General features: G+C 70.9%; 28 protein-coding genes. 16 read left to right on the top strand and 12 right to left on the bottom strand.

Features of this window, described 5'->3' with window-relative positions:
- Positions 1-33: 33 nt before the first annotated feature.
- Positions 34-918, bottom strand: coding sequence for an NAD(P)H-binding protein (locus ABT367_RS16595; protein ID WP_352253811.1), 885 nt, complete (start codon positions 916-918; stop codon positions 34-36).
- A gap of 124 nt (positions 919-1,042) precedes the next feature.
- Here ABT367_RS16595 and ABT367_RS16590 point away from each other — a divergent pair, with 124 nt between their 5' ends.
- On the top strand, positions 1,043-1,438 hold the full coding sequence (locus ABT367_RS16590) for a winged helix-turn-helix transcriptional regulator (protein ID WP_352253810.1): 396 nt from the start codon (positions 1,043-1,045) through the stop codon (positions 1,436-1,438).
- Positions 1,439-1,603: 165 nt separating this feature from the next.
- The gene (locus tag ABT367_RS16585; RefSeq protein ID WP_352253809.1) at positions 1,604-4,807 is read left to right on the top strand and encodes a tetratricopeptide repeat protein; all 3,204 of its coding nucleotides are present in this window, start codon (positions 1,604-1,606) and stop codon (positions 4,805-4,807) included.
- A gap of 81 nt (positions 4,808-4,888) precedes the next feature.
- Here ABT367_RS16585 and ABT367_RS16580 read toward each other — a convergent pair whose 3' ends face one another.
- Entirely contained in the window at positions 4,889-5,122 is a 234-nt protein-coding gene (locus tag ABT367_RS16580; protein WP_352253808.1) for a hypothetical protein, read from the bottom strand.
- Complete coding sequence (mca, locus tag ABT367_RS16575; RefSeq protein WP_352253807.1) at positions 5,115-5,996, bottom strand: mycothiol conjugate amidase Mca; 882 nt, start codon at positions 5,994-5,996, stop codon at positions 5,115-5,117. The genes ABT367_RS16580 and mca overlap by 8 nt, the downstream gene beginning before the upstream one ends.
- Positions 5,997-6,101: 105 nt before the next feature.
- Between mca and ABT367_RS16570 the strand changes: the two genes are divergently transcribed.
- Together ABT367_RS16570 and greA are read left to right on the top strand one after the other, a co-directional pair.
- A complete protein-coding gene (locus ABT367_RS16570) occupies positions 6,102-6,506 on the top strand; it encodes a DUF4307 domain-containing protein (protein ID WP_352253806.1) in 405 nt (134 codons plus the stop codon).
- A 141-nt stretch (positions 6,507-6,647) separates the two neighbouring features.
- Positions 6,648-7,145 (top strand): transcription elongation factor GreA, encoded by a 498-nt coding sequence (greA, locus tag ABT367_RS16565; RefSeq protein ID WP_352253805.1) that lies wholly within the window; start codon positions 6,648-6,650, stop codon positions 7,143-7,145.
- Between the two features lie 65 nt (positions 7,146-7,210).
- On the opposite strand, the gene ABT367_RS16560 is transcribed toward greA, so the two are convergent.
- The 3 genes from ABT367_RS16560 to ilvA form a co-directional block, all read right to left on the bottom strand.
- Positions 7,211-8,077, bottom strand: a complete 867-nt coding sequence (locus tag ABT367_RS16560; RefSeq protein ID WP_352253804.1) for an ABC transporter permease — start codon at positions 8,075-8,077, stop codon at positions 7,211-7,213.
- Entirely contained in the window at positions 8,074-9,102 is a 1,029-nt protein-coding gene (locus ABT367_RS16555; RefSeq protein WP_352253803.1) for an ATP-binding cassette domain-containing protein, read from the bottom strand. Before ABT367_RS16555 ends, ABT367_RS16560 begins: the two co-directional genes overlap by 4 nt.
- A 170-nt stretch (positions 9,103-9,272) precedes the next feature.
- Positions 9,273-10,520 (bottom strand): threonine ammonia-lyase, encoded by a 1,248-nt coding sequence (ilvA, locus tag ABT367_RS16550; RefSeq protein WP_352253802.1) that lies wholly within the window; start codon positions 10,518-10,520, stop codon positions 9,273-9,275.
- 144 nt (positions 10,521-10,664) lie between these two features.
- Here ilvA and ABT367_RS16545 point away from each other — a divergent pair, with 144 nt between their 5' ends.
- The 3 genes from ABT367_RS16545 (at position 10,665) to ABT367_RS16535 (ending at position 12,022) form a co-directional block, all read left to right on the top strand.
- Positions 10,665-11,198 carry a MarR family winged helix-turn-helix transcriptional regulator gene (locus ABT367_RS16545; RefSeq protein ID WP_165336581.1) on the top strand — a complete coding sequence of 178 codons (534 nt, stop codon included), beginning with the start codon at positions 10,665-10,667 and terminating at the stop codon, positions 11,196-11,198.
- Positions 11,199-11,289: 91 nt separating this feature from the next.
- Positions 11,290-11,787 (top strand): sigma factor-like helix-turn-helix DNA-binding protein, encoded by a 498-nt coding sequence (locus tag ABT367_RS16540; protein ID WP_352253801.1) that lies wholly within the window; start codon positions 11,290-11,292, stop codon positions 11,785-11,787.
- Positions 11,774-12,022 carry a hypothetical protein gene (locus ABT367_RS16535; RefSeq protein WP_352253800.1) on the top strand — a complete coding sequence of 83 codons (249 nt, stop codon included), beginning with the start codon at positions 11,774-11,776 and terminating at the stop codon, positions 12,020-12,022. The genes ABT367_RS16540 and ABT367_RS16535 overlap by 14 nt, the downstream gene beginning before the upstream one ends.
- 72 nt (positions 12,023-12,094) lie before the next feature.
- Here ABT367_RS16535 and ABT367_RS16530 read toward each other — a convergent pair whose 3' ends face one another.
- Positions 12,095-13,264 (bottom strand): cystathionine gamma-synthase, encoded by a 1,170-nt coding sequence (locus ABT367_RS16530; RefSeq protein ID WP_352253799.1) that lies wholly within the window; start codon positions 13,262-13,264, stop codon positions 12,095-12,097.
- Between the two features lie 193 nt (positions 13,265-13,457).
- On the opposite strand from ABT367_RS16530, the gene ABT367_RS16525 reads away from it, so the two are divergent.
- The 9 genes from ABT367_RS16525 (at position 13,458) to ABT367_RS16485 (ending at position 21,054) form a co-directional block, all read left to right on the top strand.
- The gene (locus tag ABT367_RS16525; RefSeq protein WP_352253798.1) at positions 13,458-14,474 is read left to right on the top strand and encodes a MerR family transcriptional regulator; all 1,017 of its coding nucleotides are present in this window, start codon (positions 13,458-13,460) and stop codon (positions 14,472-14,474) included.
- Positions 14,471-15,442, top strand: coding sequence for a BtrH N-terminal domain-containing protein (locus ABT367_RS16520; protein WP_352253797.1), 972 nt, complete (start codon positions 14,471-14,473; stop codon positions 15,440-15,442). The genes ABT367_RS16525 and ABT367_RS16520 overlap by 4 nt, the downstream gene beginning before the upstream one ends.
- Before the next feature lie 100 nt (positions 15,443-15,542).
- Entirely contained in the window at positions 15,543-16,661 is a 1,119-nt protein-coding gene (locus ABT367_RS16515) for a hypothetical protein (protein WP_352253796.1), read from the top strand.
- Between the two features lie 161 nt (positions 16,662-16,822).
- Positions 16,823-17,485, top strand: coding sequence for a peptide-methionine (S)-S-oxide reductase MsrA (gene msrA / locus ABT367_RS16510; RefSeq protein WP_352253795.1), 663 nt, complete (start codon positions 16,823-16,825; stop codon positions 17,483-17,485).
- Between the two features lie 285 nt (positions 17,486-17,770).
- Positions 17,771-18,778, top strand: a complete 1,008-nt coding sequence (locus ABT367_RS16505; RefSeq protein WP_434975475.1) for an FUSC family protein — start codon at positions 17,771-17,773, stop codon at positions 18,776-18,778.
- A gap of 300 nt (positions 18,779-19,078) precedes the next feature.
- On the top strand, positions 19,079-19,495 hold the full coding sequence (locus ABT367_RS16500; RefSeq protein WP_352253794.1) for a hypothetical protein: 417 nt from the start codon (positions 19,079-19,081) through the stop codon (positions 19,493-19,495).
- Positions 19,496-19,676: 181 nt separating this feature from the next.
- The gene (locus tag ABT367_RS16495) at positions 19,677-20,240 is read left to right on the top strand and encodes a GNAT family N-acetyltransferase (protein ID WP_352253793.1); all 564 of its coding nucleotides are present in this window, start codon (positions 19,677-19,679) and stop codon (positions 20,238-20,240) included.
- Positions 20,241-20,315: 75 nt separating this feature from the next.
- Positions 20,316-20,741 (top strand): DUF5958 family protein, encoded by a 426-nt coding sequence (locus tag ABT367_RS16490; protein WP_352253792.1) that lies wholly within the window; start codon positions 20,316-20,318, stop codon positions 20,739-20,741.
- Complete coding sequence (locus tag ABT367_RS16485; RefSeq protein ID WP_352253791.1) at positions 20,719-21,054, top strand: hypothetical protein; 336 nt, start codon at positions 20,719-20,721, stop codon at positions 21,052-21,054. The genes ABT367_RS16490 and ABT367_RS16485 overlap by 23 nt, the downstream gene beginning before the upstream one ends.
- A gap of 55 nt (positions 21,055-21,109) precedes the next feature.
- On the opposite strand, the gene ABT367_RS16480 is transcribed toward ABT367_RS16485, so the two are convergent.
- The 5 genes from ABT367_RS16480 to ABT367_RS16460 form a co-directional block, all read right to left on the bottom strand.
- Positions 21,110-22,120 carry a hypothetical protein gene (locus ABT367_RS16480; protein ID WP_352253790.1) on the bottom strand — a complete coding sequence of 337 codons (1,011 nt, stop codon included), beginning with the start codon at positions 22,118-22,120 and terminating at the stop codon, positions 21,110-21,112.
- Between the two features lie 130 nt (positions 22,121-22,250).
- The gene (locus ABT367_RS16475) at positions 22,251-23,201 is read right to left on the bottom strand and encodes a serine hydrolase domain-containing protein (protein ID WP_352253789.1); all 951 of its coding nucleotides are present in this window, start codon (positions 23,199-23,201) and stop codon (positions 22,251-22,253) included.
- Between the two features lie 135 nt (positions 23,202-23,336).
- Complete coding sequence (locus ABT367_RS16470; protein ID WP_352253788.1) at positions 23,337-23,528, bottom strand: hypothetical protein; 192 nt, start codon at positions 23,526-23,528, stop codon at positions 23,337-23,339.
- Entirely contained in the window at positions 23,528-24,406 is an 879-nt protein-coding gene (locus tag ABT367_RS16465; protein ID WP_352253787.1) for an alpha/beta hydrolase, read from the bottom strand. The genes ABT367_RS16470 and ABT367_RS16465 overlap by 1 nt, the downstream gene beginning before the upstream one ends.
- Positions 24,407-24,605: 199 nt before the next feature.
- Positions 24,606-25,586 (bottom strand): LysR family transcriptional regulator, encoded by a 981-nt coding sequence (locus tag ABT367_RS16460; RefSeq protein WP_352253786.1) that lies wholly within the window; start codon positions 25,584-25,586, stop codon positions 24,606-24,608.
- Between the last annotated feature and the right edge of the window lie 54 nt (positions 25,587-25,640).

Here is a 25,640-nt window from a genome sequence, read left to right as displayed (position 1 = left end):
CGCCATCCTGCCCGACACCGTGGCCCGGGCCCTTCAGCGGAACGCGGCGATGTTGCGGGACGCCCAGTCGGCGAACGTGCGGGCCGGGCGGCCCGTGACCTGTGCGACGGCGGAGCTGATGCGTTGTTCGGCCTCCGTGGGGGTGCCGAGGATGGACAAGGTGGTGTCCGCCACGGGTTCGGGGAGGAAGTGGAGCATCTGGGCGCGGGCTTCGGCGCGGGTCTGCTCGGTGAAGCGGACGGGTTCGCCGAGTGCGCGGGCGATCGCCTCGGCCTGGTCGCGCGGGGTGATGAGTTCGGGTCCTGTGAGCTCGTACACGGCCTCGTTGTGGCCCGGTTCGCGCAGAGCCACGGCGGCGACCTCGGCGATGTCCGCGGGGTCGATCACCGGGAGCCCGACGCCGGCGAAGGGGGCGGCGATCTCACGGCGGGTGCGGACCGAGTCCGCCCAGGCGAAGGCGTTGGAGGCGAAGCCGCCGGGGCGCAGGATCGTCCAGTCGAGGCCGGATTCGCGTACGGCGTCCTCGATGACGCGTGCCGTCCGCCCGTGCGAGGCCGATTCGGGCCGGGTGGCGACGCCTTGGGAGGACAGCAGGACCACGCGCCGCACGCCGGACCGTTTCACCGTGTCGAGCAGGCGCGGCGGGTCGATCAGGAAGGCGCTCGGCCCTCCGCTCTGCAGGAACAGTGCGTCGTTGCCTTCGAGTACGGGCCGGAGGGTCTCCGGGTCGGTGAGGTCGGAGGGGAGCGCCCGCACGTTCTCGGGCAGGTGTGCGTCCGCGATGCCGCGGGCCGTGGCGGTGAGGTGCCCGCCGCCGGCGGAGAGGGTTTCGACGAGGGCGCGGCCGACGTTTCCGGTGGCTCCGGTGATGGCGATGGAGGTGCTGAGGGAGGTGCTGAGGGAGGCGGTGACGGACATGCGTAACACCCGGTTCCAGTAGGGGAATTGGCCGCTTGCGAACCGATCGTTCGGCGGCAGATGGGACGCTAACACCGTGGATATAGTGGGTACCTAGGGGAAAGTGGCTATCGCTGGGGGATGTATGACTGTCGCGGATGAACGCAAGGTCCACGCGCCGGCGGCCGCCGGCACCGATCCCGAACTGGCCTGTCCCATCGGCCCGGTGGTCGACATCGTGTTCAGCCGCTGGACCACGCCGATCCTGTGGACGCTCCACACCCACGGCCGCCAGCGCTTCGTGGAGCTGGAGCGGCGCATCACCCGGATCACGCCCAAGGTGCTCACCCAGCGGCTGCGCCAGCTGGAACGGGACGGGCTCGTCGTGCGCACGTACCACCCGGAGGTGCCGCCGCGCGTCGAGTACGAGATCAGCGAGTTCGGCCGCAGCCTCGGCCCGCTCTTCGCGCAGCTCGCCGAGTGGGCCGCGCAGAACCTGCCCACCGTGGAGGAGGCCCGGCAGGCCTACGACGGCCGATAGGCGGACGAGCGCCCCGTATGCCGCACGGCCGGGCCACGTATCACGTGAGCCCCTCGCGAACCCGCGTCATCCGCAGGACACTTGGGTACGGCGATCAGCACAGGCTCCGCGAGACGCGCTCTGCGAGAGGGCGCGCCGCGGGATTGTTTGCGAGGGGGACGCGATATGCGGGACGCCCACCGGGCCGAGGCCGAGCGGCTGCTGGCGCGCGCGGTCGAGGAGGAAGTGCGCCGCTCCGGCGGGCGGACCGACGGGAACGTACTGCTCAACCGGGGGCGTTCGGCGCTCGATGCGATGGCGGCGAGTGCCGCGGAGGAGTACACGGCGTATACGCAGGCCCTCGACGAGGCGGAGGCCGGGGCGCAGTCCTTCGGGGACCGGTTCGGCAAGGAGGGCGCGACTCCCCTGTTCGTCACGGTGGTCGCCGCCGTCGCGGCCGCCGTCGCGGATCTCGCCCTCGGTACCGGGGCCGGGACGGCCGTGGGCGCGGGGGCGATCGTGGCCGTGGTCGGTGCCGCCGCGACCGTCGCGAAGATCACGGCCGGCCATATGCCCGCCGCGCACCAGGCGGCCGGGGCGCGGAATCAGCCCGGCGGCCCGGAGCAGCTGCGGCTGCAGTGGCTGACCGCTCTGGAGGTACGGGGGATCCGGCCGTACATCGATCAGCAGCGGGTGGTCGCGGGGCGCGGCTCGAGGGCCGAGGCCAAGAAGAAAGCCGCCACTTCGCTGCTGCCGCGGGACAAGAGCCAGGCGGCCCGGCGCCGCAGCGTCCTGGAGTCCTCGTTCGCCCAACTCCCGGCGCCCGACGGCCCGTTCGCGGGGCGGCGGCAGGAGCTCGGGCGGATCGCGCAGTGGGTGCACGCGGCGCGGGCCTCGACGGAGACCAAGCCGACCGTGGTGGTCCTGTACGGGGCGCCGGGCTCCGGACGGTCGACGCTGGCCGTGCACGCGGCGCACGATCTGCGGGACCAGTTCCGCGGGGCATGCGTGGTCGATCTGCGCGGGGACAGTACGACGGAGCCGCCGCGCACGACCCGCGACGCCCTGCTGCATCTGCTGAACCGGCTCGGTGCGCCGCGCGAGCAGCTCCTGTTCCGTGAACGGTCCTCGCCCGACCAGCAGTTGAGGCGTCTCAGCGAGCTGTACCACCAGCATCTGACGGGGCTGCCGGTCACCGTCGTACTGGATGACGCGAGCGATGCGGAGCAGGTGCGCACGCTGATCCCCGAGCGCTCGGACTCGCTGGTCCTCGTCACGGCCCGCAAGCCGCTGGAACTGGGCGCGGACACCCCGGCGTGGGTGCATCAGCTGCCGGTGGAGGCCCTGGACGCGGGCGGCTCGGAGGAGCTGCTCAAGGCGGCGGCCGAGGACGCGAGCGGCCCGTACGACTCCCAAGCGGCCGACAGCATCCGGGAGTTGTGCGGCGGTCTTCCGCTGGCGCTGCGGATCGCCGGGTCCTCGCTGGGGCCGCGGACGCCGCGCCAGCTGGCCGCGGACCTCGACGCGTACGGTCCCGTGGAAGCCGTCGAGCGGGTCCTGTGGCTGCGGTACACCGACCAGGGCGAGACGGGCCGGCGCCTGCTGCGCCGGCTCGCGCTCGCCGGGCGGGCCTCGCTCGGGGCGGCCGCGGCGGCGGCGCTGCTCGCGACCGACGAGCCGGAGGCGTCCCGCCATCTGACGGCGCTCGCCCGCGCCGGCCTGATCGACCACGTGCGCGGCAGCCGCTACCGGCTGCACGATCTCGTACGGGCCTTCGCGCAGGCCCGTCTGATGGACGAGGAGGAGCCGGCCGAGCGCACGGCCGCGCAGGAGCGGCTGATCGCCAACTACGCCGAGCTCGCCGACTCGGTGATCCGCCTCGTCGACGGCAAGACGTCCACGCGGGCCGGGCAGTTCGGGCCGCACGGGTTCACCTCCCTGGATGCGGCGCTGCGGTGGCTGGACGAGGAGTCGTCGTTCATCACGGCGGCGCTGCGGCACGCGGAGGGCGTCGACCAGCAGGCCGTACTGAATCTGCTCGGCGCGCTGTGCGACTACTGCCTGCTGCGCGGCGACCTCTACCGCCTGGGCGAGATCAGCGAGTTGACGGCCGCGGTCGACCAAGGGCTGCTCGGACGCTCGGTGCAGTGGCGTACGGGTATCGCGGCCCGGCAGCTCGGCGAACTGGACAAGGCGCGCACCACCCTGGCCTCCGTCGTCGACCTGTACTTCGAGGCGCACCACGAGGCGGGCGCGGCCCGGGCCCTGTGCTCGCTCGGCATCACGCTGCACCACCAGGGCCAGCTCGCGGAGGCGGCGGCGAAGCTGCGCGAGGCCCTCGACCTTCAGGCCTCACCGTCCCTGGACGCGGACCGGGCGTGGACGCTGCACGCCCTCGCCGCCGTGGAACGCGACCGCGCCCAGATCGCGGAGGCCCTCCGCCTCCTGGACCAGGCGCTCGCGCTCCACCAGGCCGGCGAGTCCGTGCACGGGCAGGCCTGGGCTCACTTCCAGCTGGGTCAGGTGTATCTGCGGATGGGTGAAGTCCCGCGCGCGGAGGGCGAGTTGACCACCGCCCTCGACCTGTACGGGCAGACCCGCGACGCCCGCGGCGAAGCCTGGGCGCTCACCCAGCTCGCACGGGCGCGCCTGGTCGACGGGGACATCTCACCGGCCGTGGACGGTCTGCGGCAGGCGATCTCGCGCCACCGGGACAACGAGGACGCGCGCGGCCAGGCGTGGACCCTGTACTACCTCGGGCAGGCGCTCGAGGAGCGCGGAGATCTCGATCAGTCGGTACGGGAGCTGGAGCGGGCGCGCACGATGTTCTCGCGGATGCGGGACGTCTACGGGCTCGCCTGCGCGCGGCACCACTCGGGCCGTGTGACCCGCGACCAGGGCGCGGCGCGCACGGGTTCGCTGCGCAACTCCGGATTCGCGCGCCAGCTGCTCGCGGATGCCCGCGCCGACTTCCACCGGATCGGGGTGGCGCACGGGGAGGCCTGGACGTGTCTGGAGCTCGCGGTCGTGGACGCGGGCAACAACCGTTCGGCCCAGGCCCTCGAGCTCTGCGACACGGCCGCCTCGCTCTTCGCCTCGTACGGCGACCGGCGCGGCGAGGACTGGGCCCGCTTCCTGCGCTGCACTCTCCTGCCGTACGCGTCACCTGGCGGCTCGGAGGTCGGCGCGGCGGTGGCCCACGAGGAGGTGCTCCAGCTGACGGGGGCCGACCATCCGACACGGGACGGGAAACTGGGCGAGTACCTGTCGGCGTACGCCCTGATGCTGGAACGCGATATAGACCTCGAGGCGGGCTGGCAGGCCTGGCGCCTGGGCATGGTCCCCGGGCGCCATGCGCGGGAGGTCATGGGGGTGGGTGTGGCCGTTTGAGGGACAGGGGGACCATTCGTTCAGCACGATGCCCGTTTCGTACGGGAATGGGCTGGACGAATGGTCCCCCTGCCGACTCGGTCAGGCCTTGGGGGCCTCGCCCGACGGGGACGGGGCCGGGGGCGCCTTCGGGTCCGGGGCTTCCTCGAAGGAGACCCTGCCCATGTGGCGGTTCATCGACTTCATCAGGAACCAGACGCCCACCGCGAGGGCGGCGAAGACGATGAAGCCCAGGACACCCGGGGTCACCTTGTCCTCGTCCAGCTCCTTCGCGAGCAGGACCGCTTGTGCCAGATTCGCGCTCATGTCAGGCATTGTCGCGTACGCCCGCGAAGAGGTCGGACTCGGGGAGCGAAACGTCGACGAGCGACTTGGCGAGCTCGTACTCCTCCGTGGGCCAGACCTCCTTCTGGATCTCCATGGGCACGCGGAACCAGCCGCCGTCGGGGTCGATCTGCGTGGCGTGCGCGATCAGGGCCTTGTCGCGGATCTCGAAGAAGTCCGCGCACGGCACGTGCGTCGTCAGCGTCCGCTCGGCGCGCTCGAACTCCTTCCAGCGCTCCAGCCACTCGCCGTACGGGGATTCGAGGCCGCGGGCCAGGAGCGCCTCGTGCAGGGCGATCGTGCGCGGCTTGTTGAAGCCCTGGTTGTAGTAGACCTTCAGCGGCTGGTACGCCTCGCCGTACTCGGACTCCGGGTACTTCTCGGTGTCCGCCGCGCCCTCGAACGCCACCATCGTGATCTTGTGGGTCATGATGTGGTCGGGGTGCGGATACCCGCCGTTCTCGTCGTACGTGGTGATGACCTGCGGGCGGAACGCGCGGATCTTGCGGACCAGTTCGCCGGCCGCCTTGTCCACGTCCTCCAGGGCGAAGCAGCCTTCGGGGAGGGGAGGCAGCGGGTCGCCCTCGGGCAGCCCGGAGTCGACAAAGCCGAGCCACTCCTGCTTCACGCCGAGGATCTCGCGCGCCTCGTCCATCTCCTTGCGGCGCACCTCGTGGATGTTCGCCTCGATGTACGCGTCGCCCTGGAGCTTCGGGTTCAGGATGGAGCCACGCTCGCCGCCCGTGCAGGTCACCACAAGGACGTCCACCCCCTCGGACACGTACTTGGCCATGGTGGCCGCGCCCTTGCTCGACTCGTCGTCGGGGTGGGCGTGCACGGCCATCAGTCGCAGCTGCTCAGTCAAGGCGGGTCCTCGGTCATCAGTCACATCGGGCGGCTTCTATAGTGACGGAAACCGGCGCGGGATAATTCCCCGGCCCCACCCCGGCCCTTCCGGAAGAGGACGATCATGAGTGCGGCACCGCAGACGCTCCCCGAGGCCCGTTACGGGACCTCGTCGGATGAGCGCGCCGACCGCAGGCTCAAGGTCATCGGTGCGGTGCTCGGGGTGCTGCTCCTCGGGATCGTCGGCTGGTTCGGCTACGACTACATCTCCGGCAAGAACGCCTTCAGCGGCGAACTCATCGCCTCCAAGGTGGTCTCCGCGGACGAGGTCGAGGTCAAGCTCGACGTCCAGAAGGACGCCGCCACGGACGGGGTCTGCACCGTGCGGGCGCTCGCCGAGAGCGGCGCCGAAGTGGGCCGCAAGGACGTCGTTTTCGCACAGCGGACCGAGCAGGTCACGAAGGTTTTCACGCTGCGGACGACAGAAAAGGCCACCGCCGCCGAGCTGGTCTCCTGCACCCAGCGCTGACCTGCGCGAACGCAGATCTCCGCGTTACGTCCTCCCCCTTTTCCGCCTGAATTGTTAGGCTCGTGGTTTCGCCCACCCAAGAAGGAACATTCTTCGGGGTAGGGCGATGCTTTGTATTCCCAGTACCTACGAGGAGCACCTGTGACCCAGACCAGCGACAACGTCACCTGGCTGACCCAGGAGGCGTACAACCAGCTCAAGGCCGAGCTGGAGTATCTGTCTGGTCCCGCACGCACCGAGATCGCGACGAAGATCGCCCTTGCGCGCGAAGAGGGCGACCTGCGGGAGAACGGCGGGTACCACGCGGCCAAGGAGGAGCAGGGCAAGCAGGAGCTCCGCGTGCGCCAGCTGACCCAGCTCCTTGAGAACGCCAAGGTGGGCGAGGCGCCCGCGGACGACGGCGTCGTGGAGCCGGGCATGGTCGTGAAGATCGCCTTCGACGGCGACGAGGACGACACCCTCACCTTCCTGCTGGCCTCGCGTGAGTACGCCTCGGCGGAGATCGACACGTACTCGCCGCAGTCGCCGCTCGGTTCGGGCGTGAACGGCAAGAAGATCGGCGAGGACGCGGAGTACGAGCTGCCGAACGGCAAGAAGGCCTCCGTGAGGATCCTCGAGGCGAAGCCCTACACGGGCTGACCTCCGCACACACACGACGAAGCCCCCGGCCGTTGGCCGGGGGCTTCGTCGTGCGCACGGGCCGGTCAGGCGGACGCGTTGCGGTACTTGCGGACGGCGAGGGTGCGGAAGACCAGGATGATCAGCACGGACCAGATGATGGAGGCCCAGATCGGGTGCTCCATCGGCCAGGCGCCGGTCACGGACTTCGGGACTCCCTCGATCGTGTTGCCGAAGAGCTGGCGGGCAGCGGCGACGGTGGCGCTGAACGGGTTCCACTCGGCGACGTGCTGCAGGAACGAGGGCATGCCGTTGACCGGCACGAACGCATTCGAGATGAACGTCAGCGGGAACAACCAGATCAGACCGCCGGAGGTCGCGGCCTCCGGGGTACGGACCGAGAGGCCGATCAGGGCGCCGATCCAGGAGAACGCGTACCCGAGCAGGAGCAGCAGCACGAAGCCGAAGAGCACCGAGCCGATGTTCTCGTGGGTGCGCCAGCCGACGAGCAGCGCGACGATCGCGAGCACGAGCAGCGTGATGGCGGTCTGCACCGAGTCGGCCAGGGTGCGGCCGGTCAGCACGGCGCCGCGGGCCATGGGCAGCGACCGGAAGCGGTCGATCAGGCCCTTGTGCATGTCGTCGGCGATGCCCGCGCCCGCACCCGCCGTGGCGAAGGTGACGGTCTGGGCGAAGATGCCGGCCATCAGGAATTCCTTGTAGGCATCGGCGCTGACGCCGGCGCCAGGGATGGCGATCGAGCCGCCGAAGACGTACGTGAACAAGACCACGAACATCACCGGCTGGATGATCCCGAACAGGATCATCTCGGGGATCCGCGCCATCCGGATCAGGTTGCGCTTGGCGACGACCAGGGAGTCCCGGACGGACCCGCTGAGGCCGCCGCCGGCCACCGGGCCTCCGCCCTTGACGGTGTCGGTCACGGCACTCACTGGTCGGCCTCCTTCTTGGCCTTCTTCGCGGCCTTCGCCGCCTTGGGGTCTTCGCCCTCGGTGTCCGTCTCCTCCTCGAGCTCGGCCTTGTGGCCGGTCAGCGAGATGAACACGTCGTCGAGGGTCGGGCGGCGCAGACCGATGTCGTCGATCTCGATGCCGCGGGCGTCGAGCTCGCGGATGACCTCGGCGAGCAGCTTGGCGCCGCCGGTCACCGGGACGGTGAGCTTGCGGGTGTGGTCGTCGACGGTGTGACCGGTCTCGGTCTTCGCGAAGCCGCGCAGCACTTCCTGGGCGACGGCGATGTGGTCGCGCTCGTGCACCACGACCTCGACGCGCTCACCGCCGGTCTGGGCCTTGAGCTGGTCCGAGGTGCCGCGGGCGATCACGCGCCCGTGGTCGATCACGCAGATGTCGTGGGCGAGGTGGTCGGCCTCTTCCAGGTACTGCGTGGTCAGCAGCAGGGTCGTACCGCCGTCGACCAGCTGCTTGATGACCTCCCACAGGGCCTGGCGGTTGGTCGGGTCCAGACCGGTGGTCGGCTCGTCCATGAACATCACCGGCGGGGACACGACCAGGGCCGCGGCGAGGTCGAGACGGCGGCGCATTCCGCCGGAGTAGGTCTTGGAGGGGCGGTCGGCCGCGTCCGTGAGGTTGAACTGCTCGAGGAGCTCGGCGGCCCGCGCCTTCGCGTCCCGCTTGTTCATCTGGTAGAGCTGGCCGACCATCTGCAGGTTCTCACGGCCCGTCAAGTACTCGTCGACGGCGGCGAACTGACCGGACAGGCCGATCGAGCGCCGTACTTCGTTGGGATTCTTGACGACGTCGATGCCTGCCACGACGGCCTTGCCGCTGTCGGGCGTGAGCAGCGTCGTCAGGCAGCGGACCGCGGTGGTCTTGCCCGCACCGTTCGGTCCGAGCAGGCCGAGGACGGTGCCTTCGGGGACATCGAGATCGACGCCGTCCAGAGCCTTTACATCGCCGAAGTGCTTGACCAGCCCCTCGGCGTAGATGGCGCCTGGCATGTGGGTTCTCCCAGTGTTTGGGTGATCTTTTACAGAAATCTTAGGTTTGCCCGAGTTGTTGCGCGCGCGGGCGGGCGAAGTGGCACGCGGGCAGCCCTCCGGGACGGGCGCCCGAGCGGACACACCATAACGCGATACATCGCGTCCCGCAGCCCCTTTGCGGGGAAGCCTCAGGCGATCACGGTGTACCCGGCCTCGCGCAGCGAGGCGGCCACCTCCGCGCAGTGCTGCGGCCCCTTGGTCTCCAGGTGCAGTTCGACCTCCACCTCCGTGAGCCCGAGCCGGGGGTCGGTCCGTACATGACTCACGTCGACCACATTGGCATCGAGCACTGACAACGCCGCGAGCAGCGAGGCCAGCGCGCCGGGCCGGTCCGCAAGGCGCAGCCGCAGGGACAGATAGCGGCCGGCCGCCGCCATGCCGTGGCGCAGGATCCGCTGCAGGAGCAGCGGGTCGACGTTGCCGCCCGACAGGACCGCGACCACCGGACCCGTGAACTGCTCCGGTGCGCTCAGCAGAGCCGCGACCGGTGCCGCGCCGGCCGGTTCGACGACCAGCTTCGCGCGTTCCAGGCACAGCAGGAGCGCGCTCGAGAGCGCGTCCTCGGAGACCGTACGGACCTCGTCCACCAGATCGCCAACGATTTTGAAGGGGACGTCTCCCGGGCGGCCCACCTTGATCCCGTCCGCCATCGTGGCCGGGTGCTCCAGGGCCACGGGGTGGCCGAGCGCGAGCGAGGGCGGATACGCGGCCGCGCCCGCCGCCTGGACGCCGATCACGCGGACGTCGGGCCGAAGCGCCTTGACCGCGACCGCGACCCCCGCGGCGAGACCTCCTCCGCCGACCCCCACGAGGATCGTGCGCACCTCGGGGCACTGTTCGAGGATCTCCAGGCCGAGGGTGCCCTGCCCGGCGATGATGTCGGCGTGGTCGAAGGGGTGGATGAACACGGCCCCCGTTGCGCGTGCGTAATCCTGCGCCGCGGCCAGGGTCTCGTCCACCACCTGTCCGTGCAGACGTACTTCGGCTCCGTACTCCCGCGTCGCCGCGACCTTCGGCAGCGGGGCGCCCTGCGGCATGAAGACGGTCGAGCGCACTCCCAGGAGCGAGGAGGCGAGGGCGACGCCCTGGGCGTGGTTGCCCGCGCTGGCGGCGACCACCCCGGCCGCGCGCTCCTCGGCGATCAGGCCGGCGATCCGCACGTAGGCGCCGCGCAGCTTGAACGAACCGGTGCGCTGCAGGTTCTCGCACTTCAAGTGGACCGGGGAGCCGACCAGTTCGGTCAGGTGCCGGCTGCCCTCCATGGCAGTGACGCGGGAGACGCCGATGAGCATCTTCTGCGCTCCCCGCACATCGTCGAGCGTGACCGGATGGCGGGGAGCGGAGAGATGCAAGGAGTCACCGGTGCGGTAGTTCATGACATCGAGTCTGGCAGTCCGGGGCACTCGTGGCCTGGGCGGGGAACGTACGGCCATGGGTTTACGCAGCGCTGGTACGACATGGGCCCGGGCCGCGTACCCTGTCCCCCAATCCGCCGACCAACCATGAAGTGAGCCCCGGCCATGCCCACAACCCCGGACATGACGACCGACCACCCCTCAGGTGGGAAAAGCGCCGAGAAGAGCGTCCTTCTCGATCATCTGCAGCACGAGGTGGCCGTCTTCGCCCGCCGTGCCGAGCAGACCCGGCTCGGCGGGGTCGGGCAGCTGCGCAACTCCATGGACCGCGCCGCGTATCTGCTGCTGAACCGCCTGGACAACGAAGGCCCGATGGGCGTCAAGGCGCTCGCCGCGGCCATGGGCATCGACTCCTCGACGGTGACCCGGCAGGTCGCCCCGCTCGTGGAGTCCGGGATGGTCAAGCGCACCTCGCACCCCGAGGACGGGCGTGCGGTGGTGCTCGCGCTCTCCCCGCGCGGCCAGTCCCGCCTCGAAGAGGTACGGGCCTCGCGGCGTGAGCTGATGGCCCAGCTGACCTCCGACTGGGCGCCGAAGGAGCGCGAGGACTTCTGCACGCTCCTCACGCGCTTCAATGACGCGCTGTCCGCACGGATGGGACAGGGAGCGACGTCGGAGGACATCCCGCCCGCATCGTGACCGTCAGGTACCTTCCGGCCTCTTGACCGGGGACCCCGTACTGGCCTGATATGAGACCAGGACCTCCTGTGATGAGGTTCCAGGAGGCGCGGTGCGTGAGCGGCAGACGGTCCAACTCGTCCGCCGGGCCCGGGATTTCGAGTCCTTCGTCGCGGGCGCGGCCGGACGGCTGCTGCATGCCGCGACGCTGCTGACCGCCGAGCCGGCCGAGGACAACCCGCGTGCCCGGCGCCTGCTGACCGCCGCGCTCGCGCGGACGTACGCGGCCTGGGACCGGCTGCACGGCGAGGACCCGTACACCTATGCGCGGCAGCAACTCGCGTACCGCTTCCTGATGATGAGCTGGCGGCTGCGCGAAGGCCGGGGCGGAGTCCTCGGGATGCTCTCGCCGCAGGAACGTCTGGTGCTCGTCCTGCGGGTCCACGAAAGCGTCGCCGAGGAGCAGACCGCGGCCCTGCTCGGGCTGCCGATGGAGCGGGTGCGGACGCTGTACTTCCGGGCGACGTCCATCGTGCTCGCCGGGGAGTCGGGGGCGCTGCGGCTCACGAGTACCCAGACCGTACGGGGGGTCGAGCGTGTCCGACCGTAAGGAGAACGAGGTCCGCCGGCTGCTCGACACCACAGGCGCGCCCGCGGTCCCCGCCGAGTTGTACGACGACGTGGTGCGCCGCGGGTCCCGGCTGCTGCGGCAGCGGATGGTCGTGCGGCGGCTCATGTGGTGGGGGGCGGTGCTCGGCTTCCTGGCGTTCATGGTGTGGGTCGCGGTGGCCGATCCGTTCGTACCGCCGCCGTCCGAGGTGACACCGCCGCTGCAGGGGTGGTGACGCTCGCGACGGTGCCGCCTGCGACGCCGACCCGTGCGGTGGGCGGCCTTGCGGGGCCGCCCACCTGGGTGCTCAGTCCCCGAGCGCCTGGCGCAGATCCGCGAGCAGATCGTCGGCCGACTCGATGCCCACCGAGAGCCGTACGAGGTCGGCCGGCACCTCCAGGGCCGAACCCGCCACCGAGGCGTGGGTCATCCGGCCCGGGTGCTCGATCAACGACTCGACGCCGCCGAGGGATTCACCGAGCGTGAAGAGCTTCGCCTTGTCGCACACGTCGACGGCCGCCTGCTCGCCGCCTTCGACGCGGAACGAGATCATGCCGCCGAAGGCCCTCATCTGCTTGGCCGCGACCTCGTGCCCGGGGTGCTCGGGCAGGCCCGGGTAGAGGACCTGGGTGACGCGCGGGTGCCGGGTGAGCATCTCGGCGATCTTCGTCGCGTTCTCGCTGTGCCGGTCCATGCGGACGGCCAGGGTCTTGATGCCGCGCAGCACCAGCCAGGCGTCGAACGGGCCCGCCACCGCGCCCATCGCGTTCTGGTGATACGCCAACTCCTCGCCCAGCGCCGGGTCGTTGGTGATCAGCGCACCGCCGACCACGTCCGAGTGTCCGCCCATGTACTTGGTCGTCGAGTGCACGATGACATCGGCGCCGAGGGCCAGCGGCTGCTGGAGGTACGGGCTCGCGAAGGTGTTGTCGACGACCAGCTTGGCGCCGGCGGTGCGGGCGAGGTCGGCGAGCGCGGCGATGTCGGTGATGCCGAGCAGGGGGTTCGAGGGCGTCTCGACCCAGATCACCTTCGTACGGTCGGTGAGGGCCGCGCGGACCGACGCGGGGTCACTTGTATCGGCGACCGAGAACTCCACGCCCCACCGCGAGACGACCTTGGCGAACAGGCGGAAGGTGCCGCCGTACGCGTCGTTGGGGATCACCACGTGGTCGCCGGGGGCGAGCAGGGTGCGCAGGAGGCAGTCCTCGGCGGCCAGGCCCGAGGCGAAGGCGAGTCCGCGGGTGCCGCCTTCGAGGGCGGCGAGGTTCTCCTCGAGGGCCGTACGGGTCGGGTTGGCGCTGCGGCTGTACTCGTAGCCGCCGCGCAGACCGCCGACGCCGTCCTGCTTGTACGTGGAGACCTGGTAGATCGGGGGGACGACCGCGCCCGTCAGAGGATCGGCGGTGTTGCCCGCGTGGATGGCCAGGGTCTCGAAACTCCGGGCCGCGCCGGGGGTGTTGTGCTCGTCGCTCATGGGGCCGAGGGTAGTCCGGCGGGGCGCCGGGTGCGGGGCGGTGCGGGTTCCGCTGGCGGGGCGGTGTGGTTTCCGCTGCGGGGCGGTGCGGTTTTCGCCTGCGCGGCGGTGCGGGTTCCGCTGCGGGGCGGTGTGGTTTCCGCCTGCGGCGCGGCCTGGACTCTCCCCCGGTGGGAGAGTCCACGATGAGGGCGTGCACGAGGAACTGCTCACCATCGGACGCTTCGCCCGGCTGTGCCGGCTCAGCGTCAAACAGCTGCGGCACTACGACGAGATCGGCCTGCTCGCGCCCGTACGGGTCGACCCCGCCACCGGTTACCGCTACTACGCGGCCGACCAGGCACGCGACGCCCTGACCATCGCGCTCCTGCGGGAACTCGACCTGCCGCTCGCGGTGATCGGCGAGACCCTGACGACCGCGGAGCCGGATGTGCGCGCGAAGATCCTCCGCTCCGAACGCGACCGGCTCGCCGCCCGGATCCGCCGCGATCAGGGACGGCTGCGGATGCTGACGCGGGTGGCCGAGGGCCTTCCTTCGTACGAGGTGACCCTGGCGCAGGAGCCCGCGCGCCGGCTCGCCGTGGTGCGGGCCACGTGCGCGTCGGCGGACGTGGGGAAGGCGGTCGGAGAGTGCGTCGGGCGGCTTGTGGGGGTGCTGGGGGCGGCCGGCGCCGGGTGGACGCCTCCGCTGTGGGGGCTGTATCCGCTGGATCTGGAGGAGCGGGTGGCACTGGCTGTGGGGGCGGAGGTTGCGGGGGTGGGTGGTGGGGGGCTCGAGGGTGCGGGGCTGAGCGATGCAGGGCTGAGCGATGCAGGGCTGCACGGTGCGGGGCTCGGGCCTGCGAGGCTCAGGGGTGCGGGGCTCAGGGGTGCGGGGCTCGATGTCGAGGTGCTGCCCGGTGGGGCGGTGCTGTCGGTGCTGCACACCGGGGCGTATGCCGAACTGCCGCTCGCGTACCACGCGTTGTTCGCCGCGGTGCAGGAGCGGGGGCTGACGGCGCGGGGGCCGGTGCGGGAGGCGTATCTGGTGGGGCCGGGGGACGAGGTGGCGGTGGAGGAGTACCGGACGCGGCTTGTCGTGGCCGTGGAGGCGGGCGAGGACGGGCAGCGGGGCAAGGACAGGAAGCTGGGCAGGGACGGCGGGACGGGCGAGAACAGGGAGCCGGGCAAGGACAGGGAGCCGGGCAGGGACAGGGGGCGGACGGCGTGAAGGTGGGCGGGATCGACACCCGGGGCGGACAGCACTGCGAGACGACGGCGCTGGGGGTGCTGCTGCGCCACGAGGGCCTCGAACTGTCCGAGCCGATGCTGTTCGGGCTCGGCTCGGGGCTCTCCTTCATCTACTGGGACGCGAAGTACCTGGACTTCCCCTTCCTCGGCGGCCGGGTCAAGCCCTTCGAGCTCACCCGCAACCTGGCCGCGACGCTGGGCCTCGCACTCGACGTACGGGAGACGTCCTCGCCGCGCAGAGCCTGGTCGAACGTGACGGAGGCCCTCGACGCCGGCCACCCCGTCGGGCTCCAGCTCGACAGCTACCACCTGGCTTACTTCACCTCGAAGGTGCACTTCGGCGGGCATGTCGTCGCGATGTACGGATACGACGAGGAGCGCGCGTATCTGGTCGACACCGCACCTCAGGGCGGCGCCGTGACCACCTCACTGGACTCGCTCGCCCAGGCGCGGGCGGCGAAGGGGCCGATGACGGCGAAGGCGCGCTCGTTCACGGTGCGGGTGCCTTCGGGCGGCGTGTCCGAACAGGACGTACGGGACGGTCTCGCCCCGGCGATCACCGCCTGCGCGACGGCCTTCCTGAACCCGCCGATCGCGAACCTCGGCCACCGGGGTATCGCGAAGGCCGCGAAGCTCGTCCCCGGCTGGCTCTCCCGCTCCGCCGATCCTGGCCGCGATCTGCCGCAGGCGGCCCTCCTGATGGAACGCGCGGGCACGGGCGGTGCGCTGTTCCGCAACCTGTACCGCGACTTCCTCGCGGAGGCGTCCACGCTGGCCGACAGCCCGGATCTACGGGCGGGGCACGCGCTGTACGCGGAGGCGGCGGAGCTATGGACCGCGATCGCGGAGCTGATCGGCAAGGGCGCTCTGGAGGAGGCGGGGGCGAGGCTGGACGAGGTGGCGCGGGTGGAACGGGAGGCTATGGGGCGACTTGTGAGGCTGGGCTGACCGCTGGGTGAAGCCTGGCCGGCCCGCTCATGCGCACCGGCCTGACCTGCGGTGGCCGCCCACCCGCCACCTGCCCCCACCGTTATGGAACCCTGGACGCATGGAGATTCTCTGGGTCCTGATGGCACTGCTCATGCTCGGCGCCGCACTGAGCCCCTTCCTGCGCCGCAGCCGTGGCGGCATCCGCCTGACCTCGCCCGGCGCCCCCGACGCCGCGGACCCGGCGAACTACGGCTTCGCCCTGCAGGAGGAGCTGGACATCCGGATGCCGGGCCCGGACCAGGACCTGCTCGACGTCCTCGACGTGGTCCAGGGCACCCAGAGCTGGAAGGCCGCGTCGCAGCTGCTCGCCGGCACCCCGGCGGAGGGTGAGCTGCGCTGGCAGCGCGTCCAGGCCTTCGCGGGCGCGGCCTCGCTCGAGCTCGCGCAGCGGCCGGGCGGGGTCAGCGAGGCGCCCGGCGGACAGTGGCTGCGGGTGTGGCGGGCCGAGGCGCCCAAGGACGCGGGGGGTGCGGCCGTGCACGCCGAGTTCCTCGTACAGCAGGCCTTCCGCACCGCCGTGCCCGGCAGCGACGAGCACCGGATCATCCTGGAGGAGGCCAAGGCGGCCTGCGCCGAGGCCGCGCTGCTCGCCCCCGGCGACCCCGTTCCGTACATCATCGAACTCGCCGTCGCGCGCGGACTCGGTTACCAGCGGCCCGAGTTCGACCAGCTGTGGCTGAAGATCCTGGACCGTGCGCCGCAGCACATGGGCGCGCACCTCGCGGCGCTGCACTACTCGACCGAGAAGTGGCACGGTTCGCGCGAGCAGTCCTACGAGTTCGCCGAGGCCGCGGCCGCCCGCGCCCCGCAGGGCTCACTGCTCGCCGCACTCCCCCTCTTCGCGGTCTACGACCACCTCCCCGAGGTGCAGACGGTCAACAGCTTCTGGCAGAGCGAAGTGGTGCGGCACGCGATCGAGGGCGCCCAGTTCGCCGTGCAGTCCGCACGGCCTGACGACCCGATGGCCTCGCACGCCCGCCACCTGCTCGTCTTCTTCCTCGTACGCTCCGAGCGCTGGGGCGAGGCGATGCAGCAGATCGTCGCCGTGGACGGGCATGTGGGCGCCCTGCCGTGGACGCAGTCGGAGGATCCGGCGGCCGCCTACGCGGTGTTCCGGGCGATGGCGGTCGCGGGGTACGAGGCGAACGGCGGCAATCCGGCGACGCTGCCGCACTGACGGGAAATCACCGACAGGAGCACCGACCGGAATCCTTACCGAACGCTGACGGGGGCGGGCGTGCGGAATCCCTCCCCCGGCGCAGGCGTTCCACCGACAGAGCGGCCCGTCCGGACGGTGCCGTCGACCTCAGGGCCCCGGCCCCGTACGGGAGGAATCACATGATCTTCGGCCGCATCCCCCAGCTCCCCACCCCGGAGGAAGCCCTCCGCGGCCGCCCGGAGCCGTCGTACAGCGTGCCCGAGCAGCACACCGTCCTCGGCACCCCGCTGCTCGGCCCGTACCCGGACGGCCTGGAGACCGCCGACTTCGCGCTGGGCTGTTTCTGGGGCGCGGAACGAAAGTTCTGGCAGACCCCGGGAGTCCGGACCACTCTGGTCGGCTACCAGGGCGGCTACACCCCGCACCCCACGTACGACGAGGTCTGCTCGGGCCGTACGGGCCACACGGAGGTCGTCCGCGTGGTCTTCGACCCGGCGGTGGTCTCGTACGCCGACCTCCTCAAGGTCTTCTGGGAGAACCACAACCCGACCCAGGGTTTCCGCCAGGGCAACGACGTCGGCACCCAGTACCGCTCCGCGATCCACACGCATTCGGACGCGCAGGCGGAGGCGGCCGAGTCATCCCGCGAGGCCTACCAGAAGGTCCTCACGGGCTCGGGCTACGGCACGATCACCACCGAGATCCTGCCGGCGTCCGACCGCCCGTTCTACCCGGCGGAGGGGTACCACCAGCAGTACCTGGACAAGAATCCGGGTGGGTACTGCGGGATCGGGGGGACGGGAGTCTCGTGCCCGATCGGTGTGGCCAAAGCGGACGGCTGAACCGCTGACCTCTAGAGCGAAGTCGTTGCGCGGCTCCGCTCAACACGCGGCAAGCACCCCTCGGGCAACCGTCACATACTGGGGCGTATACCTCGCCTGCGCTCTGGCTCTCGCCACTCCCCGCCCGGGTGGCCGGCCGGTGCCCGCCGCAGTGCGTACGCCATCGACCGCGGCTTCACCGGCCCGCTCGCCCTGCACCTGCCCACGCCGGACGGCCCGGCCGCACGCGCCCTCGACGATGCCCTGCGCCACGCCACCGAGACCCTCGCGGACACCGACCCGGAGGTGGTCGACGATCGGCTCGGGCGCCCGGGCACCCTGCGCGAACGCGTCCACCGCGCCACCCGTGTCGTCCTGTTCTCGCGTGCCTCCTGGCGCTACGGACTGCGCCTGGCCCTGTGCATCGGCCTCGCCCAGACCCTGACCTCCCTCATCGAGGTGCCACGCTCCTACTGGGTGGCGCTGGCCGTCACCTTCGTGATGAAACCGGACTTCGGTTCGGTCTTCTCCCGGGCCGTCCTGCGCGCCGTCGGTATCGCCGCCGGTCTGCTCATTGCGGCGGTCGTCCTGTCCCAGGTGCCGCGCGGCTGGTGGGACGTCGTGGCCATGGCGCTGCTCGCGCCCCTCATCCCCGCCCTCGCCCCGCGCGGTTACGGCTACCAGAACGCGGCCGTCACACCGGTGATCCTGCTGATGTCCGATGTCATCAACCACCAGGGCACCCACCTGATCGCCCCGCGCCTGTACGACACCCTCATGGGCTGCGGGATCGCGCTGGTCGCCGGCTACCTGCTGTGGCCGGAGAGCTGGAACACCCGTGTCGGCGACCGACTCGCCGACACCGTGAGCAACGCCGCCCGCTACCTCGAGTGCGCCTTCCTCGATCCCGACGCACCCGGCGCCCCGGACCGGGCCGCTCGCGCCCGTATGCGACGGCAGCTCTACCTCGATTTGTCCGACGTACGCACCGAGTTCCAGCGGGCCCTGTCCGAACCACCGCCGATGGGGACCCGGGCAGCCGCGTGGTGGCCTCTGGTCGTCGCGGTCGAGCGGGTCGTGGACGCGACCACCGCCGCCCGCATCCGGATGCGGCACGGAGCGCCCTGGCCGCCACCCGCCGACGCCGGGGAACTCGCCCGGCAACTCGACGAGCTGGCGAACACCCTGCGCGGGCCGGCCGCCCCGTCACCGGCGCCCGTCACCGTGCCCGAGGACGAGGACGGGGTACTCGAACCGGTACGGCGTGAGGTGCACGCGGCGAGGGCTGTCGCGTCCTCGGAGGCCCCGGGCTGAGCAACTGTCGTGCCCGATCGGGGTAGCGAACAGGAATTCGGCTGGGTTGGCCGACGGATGGTGCCCGTACCTCTCGGACACATAGAGACCAGGCAGTTCCGTCACCCGTTGTGCCACGGTCCCTCGGGTGACGCAACTCAGCTCGATGCGCTCAGGGACACGCGGGGGGCGAGGAGCACCTGCCCCACAAGGAAAGTCCGACACCACACCGTGGTTGGCGGCCAGCCGTTCGTAGGGTGCTTTCGGTCAATCCACCTGCGAAAAACCCCGATCAACTGGGCGAATCGCCAACATTCAGGCATGGCTGCCTCGAGGGCGAAAAGCAAGCTGTTCGGTGGGTTGGGTCAGTGGTGGGGTGTCCTTGCCGGCGCCCTGCTGATTGCGGCGTGGATCAATGCGTCCGCCGGTCCAGCGGTAGTCCTCACGCTCTCGGCTGCAGTGCTCTTGTGGTCGTCCTTCCAGGCCCCAGTCTCGTGTGGCGCACCTGTACGCGGCCACGCAGACGGTTGCCGCAACAACGCCTCTGGGGTCCTGATGGGCTGCCATTATCGGCAACACCGTTGGCAGAAACTGAAGATGCTGTTGGTGCGCCGCCAACTGCGCGCATTTTGCTCCGGCCTGTTCTCCGACGGAAAGGCAACCGTCATCACGCTGGCAGGTGTGGGCAGCTTCATCTCCGGTCTGGCCGCCCTGGTCCCTGGCGTGGTCGTCGGCTGATCAGGCTCGGATCAGAGGAGCTGACAGCCTCGGCGGCGGGATGACCTGCCCGCTCGGTGATGGAAACGGAAGAGGGAGCGTGGGCGCCGTCCAAGTCGCTCGCCTCACGGGTCGGGCACGACCAGCCGTCCGCTGGCGAAAACCGCTGGGGCGGGCGGGCCGGTTCAGGGATGATCCACGCGTGGATGCCTACCTTGAGACCGAGCGTCTGTCCCTGCGCCGCTTCACTGCCGAGGACGCGGAGCTGCTGATCGAGCTGGACAGCGATCCTGCGGTGATGCGGTACCTGAGCGGCGGTGTGCCGACCGCGCCGGAGGTCATCCGCGAGCAGCACCTGCCGAGGATCCTCGCCGGATACGAGAAGTGGGGCGGCGAGCTCGGGTTGTTCGCCGCGTATGAGAAGAACGGCGGCGCGTTCATCGGCTGGTTCATCCTGCGCCCCGAGGCGGAGGGCCCGCTGGACGAGGTCGAGCTCGGCTACCGGCTGCGGCAGGCGGCTTGGGGCAGGGGTTACGGCACCGAGGGCTCACGGGCCTTGCTGGGCAAGGCGTTCACGGAGCTCGGTATGCGTAAGGTCTGGGCCGAGACGATGACCGTGAACCGCGGTTCGCGCCACATCATGGAGAAGCTCGGGATGACGCTCGCGGCCACGATCCCCACGCCCGAGGACATGGAGCCGGTCGAGGGCTCCGAGCACGGAGGCGTCCGGTACGAGATCACCAAGGAGCAGTGGGAGCAGCAGTAGCTTCGTCTCCGGCCGCCGTTTGCGTGCCGTTGAGCTCAACCATGGGGGTGGAGAACGGTGTTGTACGCACACGAGGTGATCCTGAACGAACTGGCGCAAGGGCTCAGGCCCGTGGCCGAGGGCGTTGCGTGGTTCGAGGGCCTCTCAGAGGATGAGCGGCGCAAGGCCCTGCACGCGCTGGTGCAGTTCTGCGGACAGGCCAGAGCATGCAAGGAGGACGTGCCCGAGAGCATCGCGCGGTCCGGGATCCGCCCGACTCACACGCCGGCGGTGATGCTCACGAAGTGGCGCTTCGGGATGGAAGCACTTCCGGCCTACGAACTCACCAAGTCCTTCCGCCTGCTCATCGCCCTCTTCACCATTGCCGACACCCGCAGGCGGACGCTGTACTGCGCCGGGGGATGCGGGCACGCGTGGCACAACCTGTCGGAGCCGCTCACGGACGCAACCGGAGATGACCCCCGGTACGCTCCGCCGCGTGACGAGCACCGGTATACGTGATGCCCGACTGAACCGGTTGTGGGGTGCTGTTTGCGCCTTCGCCGGGATCTTCTTCCTGCTGTACGCGCTGTCCTGGATCAATGCGCGTGTGCTTGCCGAGGACCTGCAGAATCACTGCGACAAGGTGCACACGGCCGACTTCCCCTTCGAGAAGTCGTGCACGCATGCGGACGGCAGGGTTGAGGGCGCGAACGGCGTGCTCTTCGAAGGGGTCTTCTACGGCTCCATGGTTGCTGGAGCGGCCTGCCTGGCAGCCGCGTTGCTGATCGAGGCCGCCCGCAGGAACCCTTCGCGGGACACTCCTCAGCAGTGATAGCCGTCCGGGCACTCCCGGGGTAGGCCGGCACGTCACCGCGACGTGAGGGTGGCTAAGGCGCGCCGCTCACGAGGGTGTTGAGGTTGTCCATGGTGAACCCGTCGGGGAAGTCCTCGCCGGTGGGCCACCAAGGGGCGCTGAAGGTCGAGAGCAGTGAGGCAGAAGGACCGTCGGCATGGGCCGGTGGGCCGATGTCGGGCGGCAGCGCGACGCGCAGCCTGACCGTCCTCGCCTCGCCCGGCTCGAGCGAGAAGGTGTCCGACTGTGCGCGGCGCCGGCCCGTCAGCTCCTCCCAGCCACTGCCGCGATCGATCCACCAGCGCAACTGCGGCCGCGGACCGCCGTCACGCGGCTCGAACGCGGACAGGGAGAAGTCGATGCGCAGGCCCGAGCGTGTACGGTCGCCCTCCGCGTTGTGCATCGTCAGGGCCCAGTCCGCCGGTGGGCCGCCCGGGACGGCGATGATCGGCTCCGGTGTCCCCTGGATCTCCACGTGCGAGGGGTCGACGGGTACCCGCAACCGGGCTGCCTCCCCTCCCGGAACGAGAGGCGGGTCCTCCCCGTGGCCCAGACGGTCGACCATCGCGGTGAGCTCTCCCCGCGCCAGGTGCTTGCGGGTGGCCGCGGACCCGTACAGCTGGTCGGCGGTGTACAGGCGGATATCGATGCGGGCGAGTTGCTCGGCGTGGGGCAGCAGCGGCACGACGGCGGCGTAGCTCCCGGCGTCGCTCTTCTCGGCGGTCCAGCCGAACCCGTACACCCGCCAGACGCCCTTCTCACGGACCTCCAGATGATGGGCGGCCTCGCCGTAGATCACCAGGTTGTGCCGAGCGGCCCCGGAGGCGCTCAGGCCTTCGACGGAGGCCCGCAGGGCGAGCGGCGGGCCCCCCGGAACCGCCACCCCGTCCGCGACGAGGCGGACGACGACCCCGTCGTCGGATGCCTGGGCCGACGGTCCGGCGGCCGGTTGCTCGGTCCGGTCGCTGCACCCGGCCATGGCGACCGTCGCGACGAGCAGTACGAGCATCGCGACGAGGCGGAACACCCGCGGCGCACGCGTCACCTCACACCCCCTCGCCCGCGAGCCGTCGCCCCCGTCCCCCACGGCGGCTCACCGTCCGGCGACCCTAGAGGCAATCCCCCTTGTCGGCCAGAGCAGTTGGGAGAGGTGGCGGACCGGAACCCGGCCTTCGTCAGGTGTCGATGAGGTGGGTTCGGGTCAGGTGGGTGGTCAGCTCGGCAGGGTTGAGTTCGTCGTCGTTGGTCAGGACGAGTACGTAGGCGGAGAGCTCCGGGAACCAGGCGTTGAAGGATTTGAATCCGGCGTTGTCACCGCTGTGGCAGCGCACCGGCTGGCCGGCGATCCTGCCGAGCTGCCAGCCGTAGCCGTACCCGTCCAGCTCCCTGAGGCCCGTCGTCGCGTGGGATGTGAACATCAGGCGCCGGGACTCGTCACCGAGGAGGGCGCCCGCGGCCAGGGCCCGGTCCCAGCGGAGCAGGTCCCCGGTGGTGGACCAGATGTCGCCGGCGCCCATGCCGACCACATCCAGCTCGAACGACGGTGTCACGGCGCCTCCCGCATGCCCCGCCGCCACCTCGGACCGGTCGCCCGGCGCGCCCGCGAACGTGTCGTGCAGGCCGAGCGGTTCGAAGATCTGCCGGGTGAGGAACTCCCGGTAGGGCTCGCCTCCCACCCGTTCGACGAGGTCGGCGAGCAGGACGTACGCGGGGCTACTGTAGTACCAGCCTGAACCGGGCGGGAACTTCGGCGCGGACTCCTTGAACAGCTTCAGCAGTTCGTCGGGCGGCAGCCACACGGTCAGGTCGAGCTCGGGAAAGTCCTCCCAGTGCCCCAGTCCCGAGGTGTGCGCCAGCAGGTGGTGCACGGTGATCCCGCGCCAGCCCGGCGGGCAGTCGCCGATCCAGCGGCTCACATCGTCGTCCAGCGCGACCGCGCCGCGTTCGACGAGCAGCATGACCGCCGCGGCCGTGAACTGCTTGCTCACCGACGCGATCTGGAAGCGGGTACGGGCGGTGCATCGCATGCCGCTCCGGACGTCCGCGCTTCCCCGGCTGACGTCGTACACCGTCGACGTACCGCGCACCACCAGCGCGCTGCCACGGAAATCGGGCTGCTCGGCCACAGGTTGGCCCCCTTCGCTCAGATTCCCGACCATGCCGGATGCGGGCGTTCCCGACCGTGCCGGATGCGGGCGGGCGTGTCCAGGGGGCGCGGCACCGGCCCGCCGGACGTCGGCGCCGGCCGCGCCACTCCCTGCTCAGCGCTTCAACGCCCGGTATCTGCGCTGCAGTTCCACCAGCCGGACCGGGTCCCGGGGGCCGTTCAGCTCGGTGAGGAGGTCGTCCGGGCAGGTCTCGTACACCTCGCCCCACCAGCAGCCCGGGCGGCGGTTCCAGATGCGGTAACCGCCCGGGACGCCACGGGCGACGAAACGGCGGGACGTGCCCATCAGATGGCCGTACGGTCGTCGATCCACGAGGCCAGACGGGCCAACAGCCGCTCCCCCGTGGGGCTCTCCGGAGTCAGGGCCGTGATCTGGAACGCGTGCGTGAGGGCCTCGTACACGTCCACCGACACTTTCGTACCCGCCGTCGATGCCGCCTCGGCGAAGCGGAGCGTGTCGTCGAGGAAGGCCTCCGCGCCGCCGGCCAGCATCAAGAGCGGCGGAAGATCGGAGAGTTCTCCGTGGTACGGGGATTGAGGGGCTTCGTCGCGTGCGGCACCCGCGAGGTACTGGTCCGTGATGCGGGTCAACAGAGCGCGGTCCACGCCTTGTTCGCCGGCCGCGTCGATCGATGCGCCGGAGAGGGTGAAGTCCGTGAGGGGCGAGATGGTGATCGCGGCGGCCGGTAGCTGCCGGCCGGCCGACTTCAGGCGCAGGAGCGCCGAGAGGACCAGCGCGCCGCCGGAGGATTCGCCGAGCAGCGTGACGCGTTCGGCCGGGACGCCCGCGGCGAGCAGTCCCTCGTAGGCCCCGACCACGTCGTCGAGGGGCGCCGGATACGGGTCAGCGGGGGCCAGCCGGTAGTGCGAGACGAAGACCGGGCGGGCGGTCACCGAGGAGAGGCGGTGCGCGTAGAGCGCGATCAGCTCCGGCATACGGCTGGTGAAGCTGCCGCCGTGCGCGTACACGATCACCCCGTCCGCCGGGTCGCACGCACCGGCCGCCGCGACCCAGACTCCGGGGGCGCCGAGTCCGGGCAGATCTACGGGCGCGCCGTCCTGCGGCAGGGTGAAGTCCATCGCGGCAAGGGACTTGAGCGCGGTGGTGACTTCGGCCGCGGCGGTCGCGGTGTCGGGCAGCGCGGGGATGAGGGAGACGTCCATGATCTTGACGTATAGCTGGCGGCGGCCGCGTACCGCAACGCAATTCCCGCCGGCCGGGGCCGCGGCAGCGGGCGCCGGTGCACTCCGTTGACATCCGCGCCGGGCTGGTCCGGCACGCTCCGTTGACATCCGCGCCGGTCGGGTCCGGCACGCTCCGTGACCATCCCGGCTGGTCGAGTCCGCCGCGCCGGGCGCCGGTTCACTCCGTGAACGTCCCCAGATCCCGTACGACCCGGGCCAGCGCCCGCACCGGCTCCGTCTCGGATTCCGTGTGCCAGACCAGGGCCCAGCGCAGCGGTGGGGCGTCGGAGACGGGGAGATAGGTGAGATCGGGGCGGGCGCCGTAGCGGGCGACGTGGGCGCTGGTGATGTCGATGGCGTCGGAGGTGGCCACGATCGTCGGGACCTCCTCGCAGGCCATCACCGTATGCCTGCGCTCCACAGGGCGGCCGGAGGGAGTGGCGAACGGCATGTAGGCGTCCTCCCAGTACTCGGGCAGCGGTGTACCGGCCCCGAACAGGCCCCGGTCGCCGAAGACCTCGAGGGACACCTTCCCGTCCCCGGCCAGGGGGTGGCCGGCGGCCATCATCGCCACCATCGGCTCGGCGCAGACGACCGGTCCGACGGTGAGGTCGCTCTCCTGGACCGGCAGCCAGGCGATCAGCACGTCGATGTCGCCGCGGCGCAGGGGCTCGAAGGGGTCGACGAACGAGGAGCGGCGGACCGACAGGTCCCAGCTGGGGTGCAGGGAACGGAAGGCGCTCCAATAGGGCCCGAGGTCGTACGCGTTGTCCCCGATCATGCCGACCCTGAGCACGGCGACCTTGCCGCTCGCGGTCAGGGTGGCCCGGTCCAGGCTCCGGCGCAGGCTGCCGGGGATCGCCCGGACGTCGTCGCGGAACTGTCTGCCGAGCGGAGTGAGGCGCACCTGCCGGCTGCTGCGGTCGAAGAGCCGGGCGCCGATACGGCGCTCCTGCTTGGCGATGGACTGGCTGACCGCCGCCGGGGAGAGCCGCAGGCGTTGGGCGGTCCGGCCGAAGTGCAGTTCCTCCGCCAGCGTCAGGAAGATCTCGATGTCCCGCAGTTCCACGATGCCCCCGCGTCGGTGGTCCGGCTGCCGTGCGTCGCAGACGCGCCTGAGCGGCGGTGGACCGTCGTTCAGTCCGGGTGAACGCAGCATGCGGCAACTGGTTGTTGCCGCGGTGTGCCCGGCCCGGAAAGCTGGATCACCGGC

Source organism: Streptomyces mesophilus (assembly GCF_040300965.1).
GTDB classification, from domain to species: domain Bacteria; phylum Actinomycetota; class Actinomycetes; order Streptomycetales; family Streptomycetaceae; genus Streptomyces; species Streptomyces mesophilus_A.
The sequence above is the reverse complement of the archived record's forward strand: the minus strand, read 5'-3'. Positions and strand labels throughout refer to the sequence as shown.